The following is a 19,684-nucleotide window of genomic DNA, read 5'->3' as shown; positions in this document are numbered from 1 at the left end:
CACAGGGAGTTGGCAGGAAGCGGCGGCAGGCTGGTCCTCAAGTGCCTGAGAGTCACTCGGCACATGAGGAAAAGGGGACCGATTCATGACCACTCCAGGCAACCAGCCGCACGACCCGCAGAACGCACAGGACCCGCAGGACCCGCAGGCCGAGCAGCCGACGCAGGCGCTGCCGGAGGCCCCCACCGCGCCGATCGCGCCGGTCGCCGGCGCTCAGCAGGCACCGCCGACGGCGCCGGCCGCGGCACCGAACAAGCGCAAGTGGGTGATCGGCGGCGCCGTCGCCGCGGCGGTGGCCTTCCTGCTCATCGGTTTCGGCCTGGGCTACATCACCGGCGACCTGACCGGCGACGATCACGACGGCCGCGGCGGGCACGCCCGTTCCGGGCAGGACTTCGGCTCGCGCGGCGGCGGCCCCGGCGGTGACATGCGGATGGACATGCAGCGCGGCGGCCAGGGCACGACCGGCGATCAGCGCGGGCAGCGCCCGGGCCGCTCGACGGACGAGACCACCCCGAGCACGACGCAGCAGTCCACCACCGAGCAGGCGCCTGCGGCGAGCTGATCAGCGGCGCCGGTCGTCCTTGGGCGGTCCGGCGGGCACGCGCAGGCCGAGCCGCGCCGAGGGGCGACGCACCGGAATCACCCGCCGACGGGTGCCGGCGGCCACCTCGGCGCGACGCTCGTCGCGCCGTTGCAGGCGGCGGTCGCGCGGCGCACTGTCCCAGTGTTCGGGTCGGCTGCTCACCCAGCGCTGCATCCGCCACGCGAACGGGATGTGCAGCAGGTACGCGGCCACCATCACCAGCATCAGCACGTAGGGGAAGGTGAACAGCAGGGCGGCGGCACCGGCCACCACGATCAGCCCGGGGGCCAGCAGCCGCGCCCGCGGTTTCGCGGACTTGAGGCTCAGGGTGGGCACGCGGCTCACCGCGAGCAGGCCGATGAACACCAGCCAGCAGCCGACGAACACGGTGCTCGTCCACCAGCCCTCGCCGAACTGTTCCAGCAGCCCGACGGGCAGCAAGACCATGACGGCGGCCGCCGGAGCGGGCACGCCGACGAAGAAGTCCCGGGTGTAGGCGGGCGCCGAGTCGTCGTCGAGCAGGGTGTTGAAACGCGCCAGCCGCAACACGATCGCCGAGCAGTAGACCAGGACCAGCGCCCATCCGATGCCGGAGGCGGCGTCGGAGTGGTCGCGCAGCAGGATCGTGTAAACCATCACCGCGGGCACCACGCCGAAGTTGATGGCGTCGGCCAGCGAATCCAGTTCCGCGCCGATGGCGCTGGAGGCGTCCATCATGCGCGCCACCCGGCCGTCGAGACCGTCCAGCACCGCCGCGGTGACCAGCAGGAGCAGCGCGAGATCGGCGCTGCCGCCGTCCGCGGTGCGCATAGCGGTGAGCCCGGCGCAGATCGCCAGCACGGTCAGCGCCGACGGGATGAACAGTCGGCCGGAGCGGGCGGTGCGTTCGGTGCGGCGGGCCCGTGCCGGGCGGAGGCGTCCGGCGACCCGTCGACGGCCGGACCGTCGGCGCGGGGTCATCTCGGCAGCTCGGCCAGGACGGTTTCGGCGCCGATCGTCTGCTGGCCGACGGCGACCTTCGGTGCGGTGCCCGCCGGCAGGTACACGTCGACCCGCGAACCGAACCGGATCAGACCGTAGGTGTCGCCCAGCGTCACCGTGTCCCCGGCGGACGGCTCGCAGACGATGCGGCGGGCGATGAGCCCGGCGATCTGCACCACGCCGACGGCCTCGCCGGCCTCGGTGCGCAGGCGCAGGCAGGTGCGCTCGTTGCGCTCGCTCGCGGCGGGCAGGTCGGCGGAGAGGAACTCGCCCGGGGTGTGCGTGACCGCTTCGACGGTGCCGGAGATCGGAATGCGCTGCACGTGCACGTCGAAGACCGACAGGAACGTGCTCACACGGGGCAGCGGCGCGCTGCCCAGACCCAGTTCGGCGGGTGGGACGGCGGTGTCGACCAGTGCGACGGTGCCGTCGGCCGGTGCCACCACCGCGCCGGGTGTGGTCGGCGGCACCCGCGACGGATGCCGGAAGAAGAAGGCGCTCGCCCCGGCCAGGGCCGCAGCCGGGCGGGCCAGCCACGGACGTCGCCGCGCCACTATGGCGACGGCGGCGGGACCGAGAACGAAGGGCAGGCCCTTGGGGTGCACCGGCGGCACGGTCTCGGCGATGAGATCGAGCAGGTGCGCCGGCCCGGTGCGGTCACCGGGCTGAGCGGGTCGTCGTGCCATGTCTGATCAGTTCTCGACGGCGCGCTTGACCTTGCCCAAGGTCTCGCGCATACCGGCGGCCAGCTCGGCCTCGAAGCCGTCGTTGCCGCCGAAGACTTTGTCCACCAGGAACGACGACACCTTGCTGGTCTCGCCGCCCGGCACCGTGCGCCGCTGAGTAACGCGGGCCCCGTCGGAGGTCTCCTGGATCTCGAAGCCCCACACCGAGTTGTTCTCGGCCACGCGCCAGGCGATCTCGCGGCTCGGCTCGAAGGCCACCACCTTCGACGAGGTGGGCCACACCAGCGGGCCGCGGCGGTTGACGTTGAGGGTGCGGGTGCCGAGCTTCACCGGGCCGCCGAAGATCACCATCTTCTTGCACTGGGGGCTCCACTCGCCCATCCGGGCGAGGTCGGAGACCACCGTCCAGACCTGCGCGGGGGTACCGGCGATCTCGATGGATTCTTCGATGAGGGGTGCAGCCATGATCCAACTCCTCTGGTTCTCGGTTGCCCGAACGACTCTGTTCCCGAAACTATAGGTGCCGCTCGGTCACAGGGAGAGGGCGGCGCTGACGAACAGGCCGATCGCCACGAAGATCACCGCGTTCAGCCACACCGCCGGATGGTGGCGCCCGGTGCTCTCGGCGACGTCGTCCCCGTCGTCCTCGGGTCGTGCGTCGTCGTGATCGAGCAGCACCGCGCCGAGGCGGCCCGGGGTCAGCAGATCGATGAGGACGAACGAGAACATCATCAGCGCGATGGTGACCACGCCGTAGACGGCAGTGTTGACGATGCCGCGCCACAGCGGCAGGCCGGGATCGGCGGCGATGCCGCCGGCGAGGGCGAAGATCAGGCCGAGGGACTGGGCCACGGCCAGGATGACGGCGCTGCGGTTGCCTTCGCGCCAGATCTTGTTCCGCAGGTTCCCCGGGGTCACCAGCTCCAGGCCGAGGAAGCCGAGGAGCAGCAGCCCGACGGCGAGCAGGCTGTACGAAGTGAGGTCGGCCAGGTTCTCGCGCAGGAGAGTCAGCGAATCCATGCGTTCACCCTACTGTGCGAGAACCGGCCGCCCGGGTCACTCGGCGTCAACTCAACCGACGGTCAGCATGTCCCAGTCGCGCAGGCGCGCCCCGAGCTGTGCCACGTGCGCATCCGCGTCGCCCAGGGTGTGGGTGATGGCGGTCAGGCGGCTCACGTAATGCCCGATCGGGTACTCGGCGGTCATGCCGATGCCGCCGTGCATCTGAATGGCCTCCTGGCCGATCAGGCGGCTCGAACGGCAGATCTGCAGCTTGCCGCGCGAGGCCGTGATGGCGTCGGCGCTGCCCTCGGCAAGGGCGGCGGTCAGGTACGTGCTCATGCTGGCGGCCAGCTCGAGGGCCACGTACATGTCGGCGGCGCGGTGGGTGAGCGCCTGGAAGGCGGCCAGCGGCACCCCGAACTGCTTGCGCGTCTTGAGGTAGTCGACGGTCATGTCCAGCGACTTGGTCATCGCACCGACGGACTCGGCGCACAGGGCGCTCTGCTCGATGACGGCCACGGCCTCGATCACGGCGGAGGCGTCGGACTGGGTCAGGCGGGTGCCGACGGCGTCGGTGAACACCACCTGCGCGCCGCGCCGGTTGTCGTGCGTGCGGTACGGCACGCGTGCGACGCCGTCCTGGTCGGCGTCGACCAGGTACAGGCTCACGGTGCCGTCGGCCTCGCGGGCCGAGACCACGAAGACGTCGGCGCAGTCGCCGCGCGAGACCAGCGACTTGGTGCCGCTGACGGCGGTCCCGGTGGCGGTGGTGCCGATCGCGTACGACGGCCAGCGGTCGCCCTGCTCGTGGTGGGCGAAGGCGGCCAGGCGCTCGCCGCCGGCGAGGGCGGTCAGCACCTCTTCCTTGACGGCGTCGTCGGCGTCGGACCGCTCGATCAGCAGGCCGGGCACCACGACGGAGTCCAGCAGCGGCTCGGGGGCCAGCGAACCGCCGAACTCACCCATCACCACCGACAGTTCCTCCGGTCCGGCGCCCATGCCGCCGAACCGTTCGTCGAAGGTGAGCCCGAGGATGCCGATCTCGGCGAGCGAGGACCACACCTCACGGCTCCAGCCCAGCGGGGTGTCGGTGACCGCGCGCAGCGTCTCGATGTCGTACTTGCGGGTCAGCACTTCGCGCACGGTGTCGCGGAGCATGCCCTGTTCGTCGGAGAGCTCGAAATCCATGGTGTCTTCTTCCTTGACGTCTTCTCGCTCGGCCTACAGCCCGAGCACAGCCTTGTCGATGATCTGGCGCTGCACTTCCGAGGAGCCGCCGTAGATCGTGACCTTGCGGTAGTTGAGGTACTCGGGCACCGTGTGCGCGGCCCAGTCCGGGCTGAGCAGACCGGCCAGTTCGGCTTCCGGGTCGTCGGCCGGTGCGACGGGCAGCGAGTCGGCGCCGGCCAGATCGGCCAGCAACTCCAGTGCCTCCTGCTGCAGCTGGGAGCCGCGCAGCTTCAGCACCGACGACGCCGGGTTCGGCTTGCCGTCGGAGGAGGCGGCCACCACGCGCAGCTGGACCATCTCCAGGGCCAGCAGTTCGTTCTCCAGACCGGCCAGGCGGGCGGCGAACAGCGGGTCGTCGAGCATCACGCCGCCACCGGGTGCGCGGACCTGCGCGGCCAGCTTCTTGGCGCGGGCCAGCTTGGTCTTGGTCCAGCCGACGCGGGCGATGCCCGAGCGCTCGTTGCCGAGCAGGAACTTGGCGATGGTCCAGCCGTCGTTCTCCTCGCCGACCAGGCTGGTGACCGGGATACGGACGTCGTTGAAGAAGACCTCGTTGACCTCGTAGCTGCCGTCGATCAGCTTGATCGGCCGCAGCTCCACACCCGGGGTGTCCATCGGGAACAGCACGAAGCTGATGCCGGCCTGCTTCTTGGCGTCCGGATCGGTGCGCACCAGGCAGAAGATCCAATCGGCGAACTGGCCCAGCGTGGTCCAGGTCTTCTGGCCGTTGATCACGTACTCGTCGCCGTCGCGGACCGCGCGGGTCTTGAGCGAGGCCAGGTCGGAGCCGGCCTCCGGCTCGGAGAAGCCCTGGCACCACCAGATGTCCAGGTCGGCGGTCTTGGGCAGGAACGTGTCCTTCTGCTCCTGGGTGCCGAAGTGCGCGATCACCGGGCCCACCATGCCGGCGTTGAACGGCAGCAGATCGGGCACGAAGTTCAGTGCCATTTCCTCGCGCCAGATGTGGTGCTGCACCGGCGTCCAGTCCTGACCGCCGTCGGCCACCGGCCAGTGCGGCACGGCATAGCCGGCCTTGTTCAGAAGCTTGGTGGTGGTCACCACGTCGTCGGGGTAGATGGTTTCGCCGGCTTCGTTGCGTCGGCGGATGTCTTCGGGGATGACGGTGGTGAAGTATTCCCGCAGTTCGGTGCGGAACGCTTCCTCTTCCGGTGTAAATCGCAGCTGCATGCCTTATTTTTACCTGATCGAGCGCTTACCTGGTGCGGCAAGTACCTTCGAGAGGCATGAAACACGTTCACGCCTTCGGCGACGATGTTCTGGCCGAGCACGACGCCGTGGGGGTGGCCCGGGCCATCGCTGCCGGGGAGTTCCCGGCCGCCGAGGCCGCCGAGGCCGCCCTGACGCGGATCGATGCGGTGAACCCGGTGTTGGCCGCCATCGCCTACGACGATCGTGAGCGGGCGCGGGCGCGGGCCGGCGCGAACGGTTTCTCCGGGATCTTCGCCGGGGTGCCGTCGCTGATCAAGAACAACACCGACTTCGCGGGCCTGCCGACGGGGCAGGGTTCGGCGGCGGTGGCCCAGCGGCCCGCCGCCAAACACGAGCCGTTCACCGAGGAGTTCCTCGGCACCGGCGTCAATGTGCTCGGGGCGTCGACCCTGCCGCCCTTCGGGCTGACCGCCACCACCGAGTTCGTCGATCGTGAGCCCACGCGTAATCCGTGGAACACCGACTTCAGCTGCGGGGCCTCCTCCGGCGGCTCGGCGGCCCTGGTGGCGGCCGGTGCGGTACCCCTCGCGCACGCCAACGACGGCGGCGGTTCCATCCGTATCCCGGCCGCGGCCTGCGGCCTGGTGGGGCTCAAGCCGACGCGCGGTCGTACGGCGCCGGTACCGGCTTCGGCGAAATCACCGATCGACCTGGTGTGCAACGGCGTGGTGTCGCGGTCGGTCCGCGATACCGCCTACTTCCTGGCCGATCTGGAGCGGCAACGCCCGGTGAAGGGGCTGGAACCGGTGGGCCTGGTGGAGGGCGCGGGTGCGCGCCGCCTGCGGGTGGCGCTGATCGTCGATCCGATCACCGGCCAGCCGTTGGATACCGATACCGCGCGGGCGCTGACCGACATGGCCGAGCTGCTGAGTGAGCTCGGCCATCGCGTGGAGCAGGTGCCGCTGCCGGTGGACCAGGCCTACATCCGACAGTTCGTCGACTACTGGGCGCTGCTGGCGTTCTCCTTCGAGTACACCGGCCGGGCGCTGATCGGCCCGGGATTCGACCGTGCCCGGCTCGACCCGTTCACCCGGGGCCTGTCCCGTCGCTTCCTGCGGGGCTTCTACCGGTTGCCGTCGTCGATCATCGGGCTCAAGCGGGCCACCGCCCGGCTGCGGCGGTCCTTCGCCGATTTCGATGTGATCATGTCGCCGACGCTGGCGCACACCACGCCGGAGATCGGCTACTTGGATCCGGCGGGCGACTTCGACGAGATCTTCGACCGGCTGGTCCGGTACGTGTCCTTCACCCCGGCGAACAACTCGTCGGGAACCCCGGCGCTCTCGCTGCCCCTGGCCGGGTCGGCGGACGGGTTGCCGATCGGCATCCACTTCACCGCCGACCTGGGCGAGGAGCGCACGTTACTGGAACTGGCCTACGAGCTGGAGGCCGCTCGTCCGTTCGCCCGGATCCAGGACCTGTAGCGGTCGGACGTCCGCCGCGGTCAGGCCTCGTTGACGGTGATCTGCACGCCGTCGAGCATGGCCTGCGAGTCCTCCTGGTAGGTGGGGTCGTCCGGGTCGGTGGTCTGCACGGTCAGCACCACGGTGTTCGAGCCGCCGCCCTCCTTCGGGACCACGATCATCCGCGAGGTGATCGGGTGGACCGGCAGGCCCTCCATTCCGGAGGCGTCGTAGGTCACGGTGTACGACTCGAAGCCGCAGACCGTGCCGAGCTCGCCCTCGGGGACGTCGGTCTTCATCATCTTCTGCAGCGTGGAGATCTCGTTGTCGATGATCTGGTCGAAGGTGCCCGACGAGGGCACCACGGTGACCACGATGTTCGGCGCGAAACCGTTCTTGACCAGCGAGGTGTTGATCAGGACCAGGCGCACGAGTTCGCTGTCCTGCATGGTGTTGCGCTCCCAGCCCGCGGGCTGCGGGAGCTGGATCTCCGGCTGACCGGCGGCCGTGATGAGCGGGCCCTCGGTGGCGGCGCACGACCCGACGGCCGCGTTGTCGCCGATGCTGACGGGGGCGGTCGAGTCCGAGTCGGACGAGCAGCCGGCCAGCAGCGCGAGGGTACCTGCGGCGGCGACCGCGGTCAGGGTGCGGGCGACGCCGCGCGAGGTGAGGTTCATGGGTGGGGAGAATACCGGTGCACGCGGTGCGGGGCGCGTCGGATGTCTCCGGCGCGCCCCGCACAGCGGTACCAGCTGGTCGGCTGGTTCTGGGTCAGTGCGAGCTGGCCTGCTCGGCGCCGACGCCGGTGAGCGAGCGGACCTCCATCTCGGCGCGACGGGCCACGTCGGGCTTCTCCCGCGAGCTCAGCGTGCCGATGATGCCCAGCAGGAACGCGGCCGGGATGGACACGATGCCGGGGTTGGCCAGCGGGAACCAGGCGAAGTCCGAGTCGGGCAGCATGGAGTTGGCCTTGCCCGAGACGGCCGGGGAGAAGATGATCAGCACCAGGGTGATCACCAGGCCGCCGTACATGCTGAACAGGGCGCCGCGGGTGTTGAAGCGCTTCCAGAACAGCGAGTACAGGATGGTCGGCAGGTTGGCCGACGCGGCGACCGCGAACGCCAGGGCCACCAGGAATGCGATGTTCTGGTCCTTGGCCAGAATGCCCAGCACGATGCCGATGATGCCCAGCACGATGACCGTGTAGCGGGACACGCGCACCTGCTCCTCTTCGGAGGCGCCGTTCTTCTTGATGACGCTGGCGTAGATGTCGTGAGCGAACGACGCCGAGGCGGTGATCGCCAGGCCCGCGACCACCGCGAGGATGGTGGCGAAGGCGACGCCGGCGATCAGACCGAGCAGGACCTCACCGCCCAGGTGCAGGGCCAGCAGCGGTGCGGCGGCGTTCTGCTTGCCGGGGGCGGCCATGATGGTCTCCGGGCCGACGAGGGCGGCCGCGCCGTAGCCGAGGATCAGGGTGAAGATGTAGAAGCCGCCGATCAGGCTGATGGCCCACACCACGGACTTGCGGGCCTCCTTGGCGGTGGGCACGGTGTAGAAGCGCATGAGCACGTGCGGCAGGCCGGCGGTGCCGAGCACCAGGGCCAGACCCAGCGAGATCAGGTTGAACTTGGACGTGAAGTCGATGCCGTACTGGGCGCCGGGCGCCAGGATGTCGACGTCGGTGCGGGCCTGCGCCTCGCCGAGCAGCTTGGAGATGTTGAAGTTGATGCCGTTGGACAGCAGCACCCACACGGTCATCACGGCGGTGCCGGTGATCAGCAGCACGGCCTTGATGATCTGCACCCAGGTGGTACCCTTCATGCCGCCGATGAGCACGTACACGATCATCAGCAGGCCGACGATGGTGATCACGGTGGCCTGACCGGCGTCGCTCTCGATGTTCAGCAGCAGCGCGACCAGCGCACCGGCGCCGGCCATCTGGGCCAGCAGGTAGAAGATCGACACGGTCAGGGTGCTGATCGACGCGGCGAGCCGGACCGGACGCTGCTTGAGGCGGAAGCTCAGGACGTCGGCCATGGTGAATTTGCCGGTGTTGCGCAGCAGTTCGGCCACCAGCAGCAGGGCGACGAGCCAGGCGACGAGGAACCCGATGGAGTAGAGGAAGCCGTCGTAGCCGTAGATGGCGATGGCCCCGGCGATGCCGAGGAAGCTGGCGGCGGACAGATAGTCGCCGGCGATGGCGATGCCGTTCTGGGTGCCGCTGAAACCGCGGCTGCCGGTGAAGAACTCCGAGGCGCTGCTGGTGCCGGCGGAGCTGACCTTGATCACGACGAGGAGGGTGACGATCACGAAGCCGACGAAGATCAGGATGTTCAGCGTCGCGTTGCCGGTGTCGACTTCCTGTTCGGCGAGGAGGAGTGAGTTCACGACTGAGCTCCTTCGGTGGCCGCGGTCGGGGCGGTGTCGTAGTCACCGTCGGCGAAGCCCTGGCGGACGACCTCGGCCTGCGGGTCGAGGCGGTGGTTGGCGAAGTAGATGTACGCGGCGGTGATCGCGAAGGTGGTGACGAACTGCAGCAGACCCAGGATCAGGCCGACGTTGATGTTCCCCCACACCTTGGTGGCCATGAAGTCCGTGGCGAACACGCCGAGGCACAGGTAGACGGCGTACCAGGTGAGGAAGAAGGCCGTCATCGGGAAGACGAAGGTCCGCAGGGTGCGCCGCAGTCGCTGAAACTCCGGGCTCTGCTGCGCGACGATGAACTCGTCGGCGGTGTGTGCGACCCGCTCTGGGGGTTGCTCTGGGGCGATGGACACGGGACCTCCTCGATGCGATGCCGCGGGTCGCGGCCTTGCAAGAAGGTTCGAGGAGATCTGCCTCACAAACAATCGGAATTGTGACCGCAGCGACGAGGCCCGCCTGTGGTGCGGTGAGCGGTTGCCGCGCGCCGGTGAACGGCACCGGACTCGGTGTCGGATGCGCCGGTTATGTCAGGGTGCGGCCGTCGGCGTCAGTCGCCGGTGGGAGTGCGTTCGAGCACCATGCCGAAGCGTTCGGGCACGTGCATGCGGGCGAACACGGTGGCCACGTCCGAGCGCACCGATCGGCGGGTGGCCAGCGAGACCGCGATCATGGTGGCGAAGCTGAGCGGAACGGTGACGGTGGCCGGGAACGACAGGACCGACGCCGCCCAACTGTCGCTGGAAGCCATGACGGTGCCCGCCACCACCGCGGCGCCGGAGGTGATCGAGCCGACGACGAGGCCGGCGACGGCCCCGGCGGCGGTGAGGCCGCGCCACCAGATGCCCAGGACCAGCAGCGGACACAGGGTGGCGGCCGAGACGGCGAACACCAGACCCACCGAGCGCGACAGTTCGAGAGTGCCGGCCACCAGGGCCAGGCCGATGGGCACCAGGCCGCCGATCAGCGCGCACACGCGGAAGGTCCGCACGCCTGGACGCAGCAGGTCGGTGGACACCACGCCGGCGATGCTGATCAGCAGGCCCGACGCGGTGGCCAGGAAGGCGGCGATCGCCCCCGCGGCCACCAGCGCGACGAGCAGCTGCCCGGGCAGGCCGTCGAGGACGGCCGCCGGAATCATCAGCACGGCGGCGTCGGCGGTGCCGGTGGTGAGCACCTGCGGGACGTAGACGCGGGCAAGGACGCCGAGTACGGTGGGGAACAGGTAGAAACCGGCCAGCAGCGCGATCACGGTGAGCGCCGTCCGCCGCGCGGCGTTGCCGTTGCGGTTGGTGTAGAAGCGCACCAGCACGTGCGGCAGCCCGAGCGTGCCGAGGAAGGTGGCCAGCATCAGCGACAGCACCTGGTAGAGCGGGTGGCCGCCACCGAAACCGCCGCCGGAGCGGGACCAGGCGGCCCCGGTCTGCGGGGCATCGGAGACCACCGGGGTGGCAGCCCCGGCGTCGAGGACCAGCGTGGAGTCGTCACCGATGACGAAGGTGCCCGCGGTCAGCGGCTCGTCGGTCACGGAGCGTCCGTCCAGCGTGCCGGTGGCCCGCACCCCGGCCGGATCGGTCACGGTGACCGTCACCTCGGTGGGCACCTGGACGGTGGTGGCGGCGACGACCCGCGGTGGCAGCGGGGCGCCGAGGTCCTGTGGCTGCTGCGCGAAGTGGATCACCGCGAACAGGGCGGGAACGGCGATGGCCGTCAGCTTGAGCCAGTACTGGACGCCCTGGGCGAAGGTCACCGAACGCATGCCGCCGCTCACGACGTTCACCACCAGCGCCACACCGACCACCACCACGCCGACCCAGCCGGGCACGCCCAGCAGGATGTTCAGGGTGAGGCCGGCGCCCTGCAACTGGGGCACCAGGTACAGGACGCAGACCGCCACCACGACGATCATCGCGACGCGGCGCGCCCGCAGCGAACCCAGACGGAACTCGGCGAAGTCGGGGACGGTGTAGGCGCCGGACCGGCGCAGCGGCGCGGCCACGAACAACAGCAGCGCCAGGTAGCCGGCGGTGAAGCCGATCGGGTACCAGAGCGCGTCGGCGCCGTACTTGGCCACCAGCCCGGCGACACCGAGAAACGAAGCGGCGGAAAGGTATTCACCGGAGATGGCGGCGGCGTTCCAGCGCGAACCGATGCTGCGGGAGGCCACCAGGAAGTCCGAGGTGGAGCGGGCGCCGCGTCCGCCCCAGGCGCCGACCGCGACGGTGCCGAGGGTGGCCAGGGCGACGGCGAAGATCACCAGCGCCGCGCCGACTCCGGTCATCATCGGCCCGGCTCCTCGTCGTCGATGAGGCGGATGAAGTCGCGCTCGGCCTGTTCGGCGAGCCGGATGTAGAGACGCCCGGCCAGGTACAGCACCGGATAGGGCAGCAGGCCCAACACGATCCAGTTGAGGTTGATGCCCAGCAGGGTGGCCGTGGCGAAACCGTCGACGGTGGCGCCGACGATGGGGACGGCCGCGAAGATCAGCACCACCGCCAGCCCGATGCGCAGGGCGAGCCCCAGCTGGGCGCGCACCAGCCCGCGCACCAGGTGTTCGCCCACCCGGGTCTGTTCGGTCACTTCGGCGCGGGTCCGGACCGGGCGTGCGCCGCGGCGTTGCGAGAGGACCACGCGTTCGCGGCGCGGGCCGTTGCCCGGCATGTCAGTTCCCGTCCGGTGCGGTCCCGTCGCCCCGGCGAGTCCGGAAGGAGCGCAACGGATCCCGCACCAGGCGATCCTTGAGTTCACGCACCTGGCGGCGACTCACCGGCAGCTCCACCTCGGGGGTCTGGCCGGTTCCCCGAACGATCACCTTGGTGGCGGTGCCCACCGAGCGCAGACCGCTGACCATGGGCAGGGAGACCAGGTAGGAGCGGTGTACGCGGGCGAAACCGCCGGCGGCCCAGTGTGATTCGAGGGTCGCCAGGGTCACGCGCACCAGGTAGTCGCCGGTCTCGGTGTGCAGGCGGGCGTAGTCGCCGACGGCTTCCACCCAGGCGACCGAGTCGCGCGTGATCAACGAGGTGACGCCGCCGCGCTCCACGGGGATCACGTCCCCGGTCTCCAGTCCCGTGGTCGGCTCGCCGTCGGACCCGGCGTCCTCCGTCTGCGGGTGTCCGGCGTCGTCGTCGGTCTCGCGTCCGCTGCCGCGTAACGCGAGTATCCGGTCGATCGCTTGGGAAAGGCGTTCGGCGCGAACGGGTTTGAGGAGATAGTCCACGGCACCCACCTCGAAGGCGGCGACGGCGCGATCGGAGTGCGCGGTGACGAAGACCAGCGCGGGCGGTTGCGCGTAGCGGGCGAGCACCGACGCCAGTTCCATGCCGTTGAGTCCGGGCATCGAGATGTCCAGGAAGGCGGCCGCCACCGACTTCTCGGACAGCAGGCGGAGCGCCTCGGTGGCGTCGGAGGCGCACACCACCTCGCCGATCGCCGGGTGCTCGCCGAGCAGGTAGGCCAACTCGTCCAGGGCAGGTGCCTCGTCGTCGACGGCCAGCACGCGCAGTGCGGTCATCGGCGGCGTCCTTCCTGAGCTGAGGCGTCGGCCCGGATTCCGCTGGCGAACTTCGGCACACGCATGCTGACCTTGGTCCCCGCCCCGATTCCGGTGTCGACGATCAAACCGTAGTCGTTGCCGAAAGCCGATCGCAGGCGTTGATCCACATTCGTCAGGCCGACGTGCGCGCCCTCCTTCTCGTCCGACAGCAGGTCCGACGGTGCGAGGGCGTCGATGGCGCCGCTGCGCAGAAGCTCGGGGTCCATGCCCACCCCGTCGTCTTCCACACTGATCTCGCAGGTGGTGCCGACGCTGTGGGCGCTGATGGTGATGATGCCCTCGCGTCGACCGGCCAAGCCGTGCCGCACGGCGTTCTCCACCAGCGGCTGGAGCGCGAGGAAGGGCACCACGACGCCGAGCACCTCGGCATCCACATTGAGGCGCACGTCCAGGCCCGCGCCGAAGCGTGCGCGTTCGAGGGTCAGGTAGCGGTCGATGTTGCGCAGCTCGTCGGCCAACGCCGTGTACTGGCCGGCGGCGCGGAACGAATAGCGGGTGAAGTCGGCGAAGTCGAGGATCAGCTCGCGCGCCCGCGCCGGGTCGGTGCGTACGAAGGACGCGATGGTGCCCAGCGCGTTGTAGATGAAATGCGGGTCGATCTGGGCGCGCAGCGCCAGCACCTCGGCGCGGTCCAGCCGGGCGCGGGAGGCGTCGAGTTCGGCCAGTTGCAGCTGGGTGGTCGCGTAGTTGGCCACCTCGGTGATGGCGCCGATCTGCCCGGGGCCGGGCTGGCGCACGGTGGCCACCACCAGCACGCCGGAGCTGACGCCGTCGCTCAGCAGCGGTGCCGCGATCAGTTTGCGGACCACGCCGCCCACCCCGCCGGGATTCTCGGCCATCGCGCGGCGCCCGCCCTCCAGGGCTTCGACGGCCAGCGCGGCGGCGGCGGTCAGCACTCGGGGGCGCCAGATCTCGGTGGCTCCGTCGCGGCCCAGCAGCGCGCCGTCGGCGTCGAACAGGGCGACGCCCTCGGCGCCGGTCAGGGCCCGCAGCGGTCCGGCGGCCGCGGCGGCGGACTCCTCGGTGAGGCCGTCGCGCAGCGGGTGAGCGGCTTCGGCGGCCGCAGCGAGGGCATCGTGGACGGCGCGCTCGTGCGGCGTCGAGACCACCCGACGGGTACGCATGGCGACGACGAAGAGCACCAGCGCCAAAGCGCCGCCGAGCAGCAGGATCGCGATCAGTTCACCGGACATGGTGTCTACCGAATCTACTCGGCGAGTCCGAAGAATCGGGCACAGTGGACGAGGACGCTCGAGGGAGGATATTCGTGGGGAACACGGTTGATTGGGGCAAGCTGGCGAAATCGACGCGAGTGACGCCGGGCGACAAGGTCCGGCTGGCGCGCGACTTCGATCCGGCCGCCAAGCCGAAGAACATGGCGAAGAAGGACGGGCTGGCCCAGCTGGCGGCGGGCAAGGAGGAACTGTTCGCGCTGCAGGACAAGTTCTACGCCCAGGCCGACCGCTCGTTGCTGATCGTGCTGCAGGCGATGGACGCCGCGGGCAAGGACGGCACCGTCAAACACGTCATGTCCGGGATCAATCCGGAGGGCGTCGACGTGCACTCGTTCAAGGCACCGTCCGCCGAGGAGCGGTCCCACGGGTATCTGTGGCGGCATCAGAAGGTGGTGCCGCAGCTGGGCAAGGTGGGGATCTTCAATCGATCGCACTACGAGAACGTCCTGGTGACGCGAGTGCATCCGGAGATGCTGTGGCCCAAGACCGCGAACGCGACGGGCGGCGGCCTGTGGCGACGCCGGTACGAAGACATCAACGCGTGGGAACGCTATCTCACCGACAACGGCACCACGGTGGTGAAACTGTTCCTCAACGTGTCTCAGCGCGAGCAGGCGCGCCGGTTCCTGTCGCGGATCGACGAGCCGGAGAAGAACTGGAAGTTCTCTCAGGCCGACATGGCCGAACGCGCGCGGTGGCCGGAGTATCAGCGGGCGTTCGACGACATGCTGACGCACACCAGCACCGACTATGCGCCCTGGCACGTGATTCCGGCCGACCACAAGTGGGCGAGCCACCTGGCGACGTTCTCCGTGCTGCTGACCGTGATGCGCGACCTGGATCCGCAGTATCCGACGGTGTCGCAGGCCGAACTGGACGCGCTGGGCGGCTACCGGAAGATCCTGAACAAGGACCTGGGTCGCTGAGCAGTCAGAAGGGCGGCTCGTCGGGCAGTCCGGCGAAACGACGGTCGTGGTTGGCCTTGCGTTCGGCGCGACGTCGGGCGTGCTTGGCCGCGGTGCGGGTGCGGGCTCGTTGCGGGCCGTCTTCGACGGTGCCGGTCGCAGTTCCGGTCGCGTGCCGGCCGACGAGTTGGTGCGTGCAGCGCAGGTCGGCCAGGCGCGGGATCAACCACTGATTCGGGGCCAGGACTTCCACGGTCTGTCCCATCGGCGTGGTGACGCTCGAGTGGTAGCGGCCGTCGGCGTCGATCCAGAGGTCGTCGACGAAGCCTTCCAGATTTGTTTTCACCAGGTGGTGATAGCGGCACTTGGGAAGCAGGTTGCAAACGCAGGTGGGGCCCCCGAGGTCCGGGCGGACGTTGTCGTACTCGGCCACATGGTCCAGATCGCACGCGAAGGCGGCGCGTTCGCAACCCGGGATCGAGCAGGTGCCCCACAGGAAGCGAGCGATCAGGTCGGTCAGCAGGTTCGGCCGGTACGGATCGCTCGGAAGAGCGGTCTTGGCGATGACGACGGCCGGTCGTCCGTCGTTTCCGGCCTCGGGCCGTGAGCCATCGCCCCGGCGCTCGTCCGGGGTCTCGGAGCGGGGTGCTCGTCGATGCAGCGCCGCCTCCTCGGGGCGCTCAGCAGAGTCGTGCCCGGCGGTGGAACTGGGTTCGAGCAGGTCGTCGAGGCGGTGCTGACGGATCACGGCATCACCGCGGGCGGCGATCTCCCGCACATGCTCAGCCGAGATCGGGCCGTGGCCGTCGAGGTAACCGCACTTATCGCCGCCTTCCAGGGTGGTGGCGTCGCAGAGAACGTGGACGACGATGCGGGCGGCGCGGGCGTCGAGTTCGACGTCGCTGATTGCCGCGGTGCAACCGTCACTGTCGCAGGTGCACGTGAACGGCTTGCGTTGCAGCAGAGCGATGGCCGCGTCGGAACGGGCCTGGGTTTTGGTGCGCGGGTCCGCGGGGCAGCGTCCGGCAATCACCGCGTCGAGCATCTGGCGCGCGAGGCGGACGTCCTCGGCGGTCGCGGTGAGGAACAGCTGCGCCATGCCCGCTTCGAGGCTCTGGTGGCCGAGGCTGCGGCCGTCTTTGGCGTTCTCGCGTTCGCGGCGTGCGGCATCGGGATCGTTCTCGGCGACGTGGCGGCGGGCCATTGCGCCGGTCTTGGTGACTGAGATGCAGGTGTACGCCACCATGCGCCTGGGCCTGATCGACCGCGACCGCTTCCACCGCATCGCCCACGAAACCCGACTCGTGGTCGACGAAGCCCTCATGAGACAGATCGACGCCCGGATCGCCGCCGAAATCCTGGGCGCCCAACACGGATAGACGCGCGGTAGTCGTTCTCGGGCGTCGAGGGCGTCGGCGAGGAGTGCTTCGGCGGCGTACTGGGTGCTCTCCAGGCTCATCTGCAGTTCCAGCGTCGTCTGGGCTTCGGCGTCGATCAGCGACTTCTGGGTCGCGACGAGGTCGGTCGTCGCGGCGCAGACTCGGGAGTGCATGGACAGCGCGAACTGAAAGAGCTGCCAGTCCAGGAAGCAGTGTCCGTTCTTGGTCGCGGTGATCGCGCCGACGACGCACGCGGTGGGCAGGTTCGCGAGGTCGGTGCCGGGAGTGGGAAGGCCGCATCCGGTCAGGTCGGCGTCGGGCCACATCGACGCGGTTCGCTGCGTCATGGCTACTCACCTCCCCAAGCGAGTCATCACACCTTTGACTAGTGCTGGTGTTCTAGATCGAGTTTAGACCCGACCTACGACAAGAACGGGCGCCCGCGGCGACCGTCGGCCTAGACTCGGCGCTGTGATCGGGTACGACGACAAGCCGTGGTTGGCGGCCTATCCACCGGGTCGGCCCCCGCACCTGCGCCGCTCCTTCTCCACCGCCTTGGACATGTTCGATGCCGCGGTGCGCGCGGCGCCGACGGCGTCGGCGGTGCACTACTTCGACGGGTCGCTGCGGTGGGAGGAGGTGGATCGGGCGGCCACCGCGCTGGCCGCGCTGCTGGTCTCACGGGGCTTCGCGCCCGGTGACCGGCTGGCCCTCTGTCTGCAGAACAACCCCGCGTTCCTGGTGGGGCTGGTGGCCGCGTGGAAGGCCGGCGGCACCGCGGCGCTGCTCAGCCCCATGTCCACCGCGGCCGACCTGGCACGCTCGCTCGCGGCCTTCACCCCGTCGGCGCTGCTGGTACTCGACGATCTGTACATCGGCCGGATCCGGCCGATCCTCGCCGCCGGCGATACCGGCGTGACGATCGTGGTGACCACCTCGGCGCTGGACGGGCAGACCGAGGACGATTCGCGGCTGTTCGCCGACGTCACGCGACGTCGTCCCGCCGACGCGATCGACCTGTCCGGGCTCGTCGAGGCCTATCGTCCGGACGCCGGCGCGGAGGCGGTGCTCGCGCAGCGCCGGGTGGGTCCGTCGGACGTGGCGGTCCTGGCGGCCACCTCGGGCACCACCGGGCCGGCCAAGGGGGCGCAGCTGACGCACGCCAATCTGGCCTTCAGCGCGCAGGTGTACCGGGACTGGAGCGGCCTGGAGCCCGGCGAACCCGTGCTCGCGCTGGCGCCGGTGTTTCACGTGACCGGGCTGGTCGGGGCGGTCTCGTTGGCGATGATCGCCCGTTCGCCGCTGGTGCTCACGCATCGCTTCGAACCGGCCGTGATCGCCGCGGCCACCGCCCGGCGCCGCCCGGTGTTCTGCGCGGCGGTGATCACCGCGTACATCGCGCTGGCCGACAGCCCGGAGGTGGACGCGGCCGACCTGGCATCGCTGCGGCTGCGCTACTCCGGTGGCGCGCCGATCGCGCCGGACGTCGCCGAGCGGTTGGAGGAACGGCTCGGCGGGTACATCCACAACATCTACGGGCAGACCGAGACCACCTCGCCGTCGCACGCGGTACCGCCCGGCACGCGGGCGCCGGTGGACCCGGATTCGGGGGTGCTGTCGGTGGGGGTTCCGGTGTTCGACACCGTGGTACGCGTGGTCGACGACGACGGCCTCGACCTGCCGGTGGGTGAGATCGGCGAACTGGTGACCACCGGTCCGCAGGTGATCCCCGGGTACTGGCGTGATCCGGTCGCCACCGCGGACGCCTTCCTCGGCGGTGCGCTGCGCACCGGCGACGTGGGCTTCATGGACGCGCAGGGCTGGTTCTACGTGGTCGACCGCAAGAAGGACCAGATCAACGCCGCCGGGTACAAGGTGTGGCCGTCGGAGGTGGAGCGGCTGCTGTCCGCGCACCCCGAGGTGGAGGAGGCCGCCGTGGTCGGCATTCCGGACGAGTACCGGGGCGAGACGGTCAAGGCCTTCGTGGTGCGGCGCGAGGGCAGTGCGCTGGACGTCGACGAGGTGATCGCCTACTGCCGCGCCAATCTGACCGCCTACAAGTACCCGCGCGAGGTGGAGATGGTCGCCGCGTTGCCGCGGACCGCGACCGGAAAGCTGCTGCGGCGCGCGTTGCGCTGACGCCTGCCCGACCCGCCCGCTACGCTGTTCAGCGTGACTGAACACGTCGACGAGGCGGTGGGCGCGGCGGTGCGCGCGGCGCGCGGCCGGCGGGGGATGACCCTGCGCGAGCTCGCCCGGCTCCTGGAGGTGAGTCCGGGGACGGTCAGTGCGATCGAGAACGGCAAGGTGGGCCTCACCGTGCTGCGTCTGCGGCAGGTGGCGGCGGCGCTCGGGGTGGAGCCGGCGACGCTGCTGAGCGTCTCCGCCGACGAGCCGGAGCCCGCGGCGTTCGCGCCGATCGACGCCGACGCGCCCTGGGCGGTCTTCGATGAGCTGCCGCTGGATTCGGTGCTCACCGCGGCGGTGCAGGTCTTCGCCGAGACCGGCTATCACGGCGCGACGATGCGGGTGGTGGCCGCCGAGGCGGACCTGTCGGTGGCCGGGATCTACCGCTATCACCGCAGCAAGCAGCACCTTTTGGTGGCGTTGGCGGATGCGCAGCTGGCCGATCTCGCCTGGCGGGTGGAGGCGGCCGCGGCGCAGGCCGCCGACCCCGTGCGGGCCTTCGCCGACATCGTGAGTGCCGTGGTGCTCGGCCAGGTCAACCGCCGGGACCTCTCGTTCATCGTCGAGACCGAGTTACGCAGCCTGGAGGATCCGGATCGGACGCGGATCATCGCGCAGCGCGCCCGCGTGCAGCAGCGGATGGCCGACGCGGCGGTGGCCGCGGTGGCCGCCGGTCGGTTCACCGCGACTGCGCCGGAGGCCGGGGCGGCGGCGGTCCTGTCCCTGTGTCGGGCCATTCCCTTCCGCTTCGCCGGTGTCGAGATGCCCGACGGTCCCGCGCTGGCGGCCGAGTACGCGGGACTGGCCCTGTCCATGATGGGGACGATAGTTCAGTAATGCTGAACAAGGAGGCGACGGCGCCGGCGGCTTGATCGCCGCT

General features: G+C 70.1%; 19 protein-coding genes. 5 read left to right on the top strand and 14 right to left on the bottom strand.

Annotation, left to right across the window (positions count from 1 at the left end; all coding sequences use genetic code 11):
- Positions 1-85: 85 nt before the first annotated feature.
- Positions 86-565, top strand: a complete 480-nt coding sequence (locus ACFFJD_RS05735) for a hypothetical protein (RefSeq protein ID WP_382362060.1) — start codon at positions 86-88, stop codon at positions 563-565.
- On the opposite strand, the gene ACFFJD_RS05730 is transcribed toward ACFFJD_RS05735, so the two are convergent.
- From ACFFJD_RS05730 to ACFFJD_RS05705, 6 genes are all read right to left on the bottom strand, one after another.
- Positions 566-1,546 (bottom strand): CDP-alcohol phosphatidyltransferase family protein, encoded by a 981-nt coding sequence (locus ACFFJD_RS05730; RefSeq protein WP_382362058.1) that lies wholly within the window; start codon positions 1,544-1,546, stop codon positions 566-568.
- Positions 1,543-2,253 (bottom strand): phosphatidylserine decarboxylase, encoded by a 711-nt coding sequence (locus ACFFJD_RS05725; protein WP_382362056.1) that lies wholly within the window; start codon positions 2,251-2,253, stop codon positions 1,543-1,545. Before ACFFJD_RS05725 ends, ACFFJD_RS05730 begins: the two co-directional genes overlap by 4 nt.
- Before the next feature lie 6 nt (positions 2,254-2,259).
- Complete coding sequence (locus ACFFJD_RS05720; protein ID WP_382362054.1) at positions 2,260-2,718, bottom strand: SRPBCC family protein; 459 nt, start codon at positions 2,716-2,718, stop codon at positions 2,260-2,262.
- Between the two features lie 66 nt (positions 2,719-2,784).
- Positions 2,785-3,273, bottom strand: coding sequence for a DUF350 domain-containing protein (locus tag ACFFJD_RS05715; RefSeq protein ID WP_382362052.1), 489 nt, complete (start codon positions 3,271-3,273; stop codon positions 2,785-2,787).
- Between the two features lie 51 nt (positions 3,274-3,324).
- Positions 3,325-4,443: an acyl-CoA dehydrogenase family protein gene (locus tag ACFFJD_RS05710; protein ID WP_382362050.1), complete on the bottom strand. Its 1,119-nt coding sequence runs from the start codon at positions 4,441-4,443 to the stop codon at positions 3,325-3,327.
- A gap of 33 nt (positions 4,444-4,476) precedes the next feature.
- A complete protein-coding gene (locus tag ACFFJD_RS05705) occupies positions 4,477-5,673 on the bottom strand; it encodes an acyl-CoA dehydrogenase family protein (protein WP_382362048.1) in 1,197 nt (398 codons plus the stop codon).
- 56 nt (positions 5,674-5,729) lie between these two features.
- Here ACFFJD_RS05705 and ACFFJD_RS05700 point away from each other — a divergent pair, with 56 nt between their 5' ends.
- A complete protein-coding gene (locus ACFFJD_RS05700) occupies positions 5,730-7,139 on the top strand; it encodes an amidase (protein ID WP_382362046.1) in 1,410 nt (469 codons plus the stop codon).
- Between the two features lie 20 nt (positions 7,140-7,159).
- Here ACFFJD_RS05700 and ACFFJD_RS05695 read toward each other — a convergent pair whose 3' ends face one another.
- The 7 genes from ACFFJD_RS05695 to ACFFJD_RS05665 form a co-directional block, all read right to left on the bottom strand.
- Positions 7,160-7,795: an LpqN/LpqT family lipoprotein gene (locus tag ACFFJD_RS05695; protein ID WP_382362044.1), complete on the bottom strand. Its 636-nt coding sequence runs from the start codon at positions 7,793-7,795 to the stop codon at positions 7,160-7,162.
- Positions 7,796-7,889: 94 nt separating this feature from the next.
- Positions 7,890-9,509 (bottom strand): monocarboxylic acid transporter, encoded by a 1,620-nt coding sequence (locus ACFFJD_RS05690; RefSeq protein WP_382362042.1) that lies wholly within the window; start codon positions 9,507-9,509, stop codon positions 7,890-7,892.
- Complete coding sequence (locus tag ACFFJD_RS05685; RefSeq protein WP_382362041.1) at positions 9,506-9,898, bottom strand: DUF485 domain-containing protein; 393 nt, start codon at positions 9,896-9,898, stop codon at positions 9,506-9,508. The genes ACFFJD_RS05690 and ACFFJD_RS05685 overlap by 4 nt, the downstream gene beginning before the upstream one ends.
- A 194-nt stretch (positions 9,899-10,092) precedes the next feature.
- Positions 10,093-11,823: a sodium/solute symporter gene (locus ACFFJD_RS05680; protein ID WP_382362146.1), complete on the bottom strand. Its 1,731-nt coding sequence runs from the start codon at positions 11,821-11,823 to the stop codon at positions 10,093-10,095.
- Positions 11,823-12,203: a hypothetical protein gene (locus tag ACFFJD_RS05675; RefSeq protein ID WP_382362039.1), complete on the bottom strand. Its 381-nt coding sequence runs from the start codon at positions 12,201-12,203 to the stop codon at positions 11,823-11,825. Before ACFFJD_RS05675 ends, ACFFJD_RS05680 begins: the two co-directional genes overlap by 1 nt.
- A gap of 1 nt (position 12,204) precedes the next feature.
- Positions 12,205-13,056 (bottom strand): LytR/AlgR family response regulator transcription factor, encoded by an 852-nt coding sequence (locus ACFFJD_RS05670; RefSeq protein WP_382362037.1) that lies wholly within the window; start codon positions 13,054-13,056, stop codon positions 12,205-12,207.
- Positions 13,053-14,291, bottom strand: a complete 1,239-nt coding sequence (locus ACFFJD_RS05665; protein WP_382362035.1) for a sensor histidine kinase — start codon at positions 14,289-14,291, stop codon at positions 13,053-13,055. Before ACFFJD_RS05665 ends, ACFFJD_RS05670 begins: the two co-directional genes overlap by 4 nt.
- Positions 14,292-14,365: 74 nt before the next feature.
- Between ACFFJD_RS05665 and ACFFJD_RS05660 the strand changes: the two genes are divergently transcribed.
- Positions 14,366-15,259: a polyphosphate kinase 2 family protein gene (locus ACFFJD_RS05660; RefSeq protein ID WP_382362033.1), complete on the top strand. Its 894-nt coding sequence runs from the start codon at positions 14,366-14,368 to the stop codon at positions 15,257-15,259.
- A gap of 4 nt (positions 15,260-15,263) precedes the next feature.
- Here ACFFJD_RS05660 and ACFFJD_RS05655 read toward each other — a convergent pair whose 3' ends face one another.
- Complete coding sequence (locus ACFFJD_RS05655) at positions 15,264-16,964, bottom strand: HNH endonuclease signature motif containing protein (RefSeq protein WP_382362031.1); 1,701 nt, start codon at positions 16,962-16,964, stop codon at positions 15,264-15,266.
- Positions 16,965-17,088: 124 nt separating this feature from the next.
- On the opposite strand from ACFFJD_RS05655, the gene ACFFJD_RS05650 reads away from it, so the two are divergent.
- Entirely contained in the window at positions 17,089-18,756 is a 1,668-nt protein-coding gene (locus ACFFJD_RS05650; protein WP_382362029.1) for a class I adenylate-forming enzyme family protein, read from the top strand.
- Positions 18,757-18,789: 33 nt separating this feature from the next.
- Positions 18,790-19,641, top strand: coding sequence for a TetR family transcriptional regulator (locus ACFFJD_RS05645; RefSeq protein ID WP_382362027.1), 852 nt, complete (start codon positions 18,790-18,792; stop codon positions 19,639-19,641).
- Positions 19,642-19,684 lie beyond the last annotated feature (43 nt).

The sequence above is a fragment of the Gordonia phosphorivorans genome (assembly GCF_042432625.1).
Taxonomy (GTDB): domain Bacteria; phylum Actinomycetota; class Actinomycetes; order Mycobacteriales; family Mycobacteriaceae; genus Gordonia; species Gordonia phosphorivorans.
This window is presented reverse-complemented; position numbering and strand designations above follow the sequence as displayed.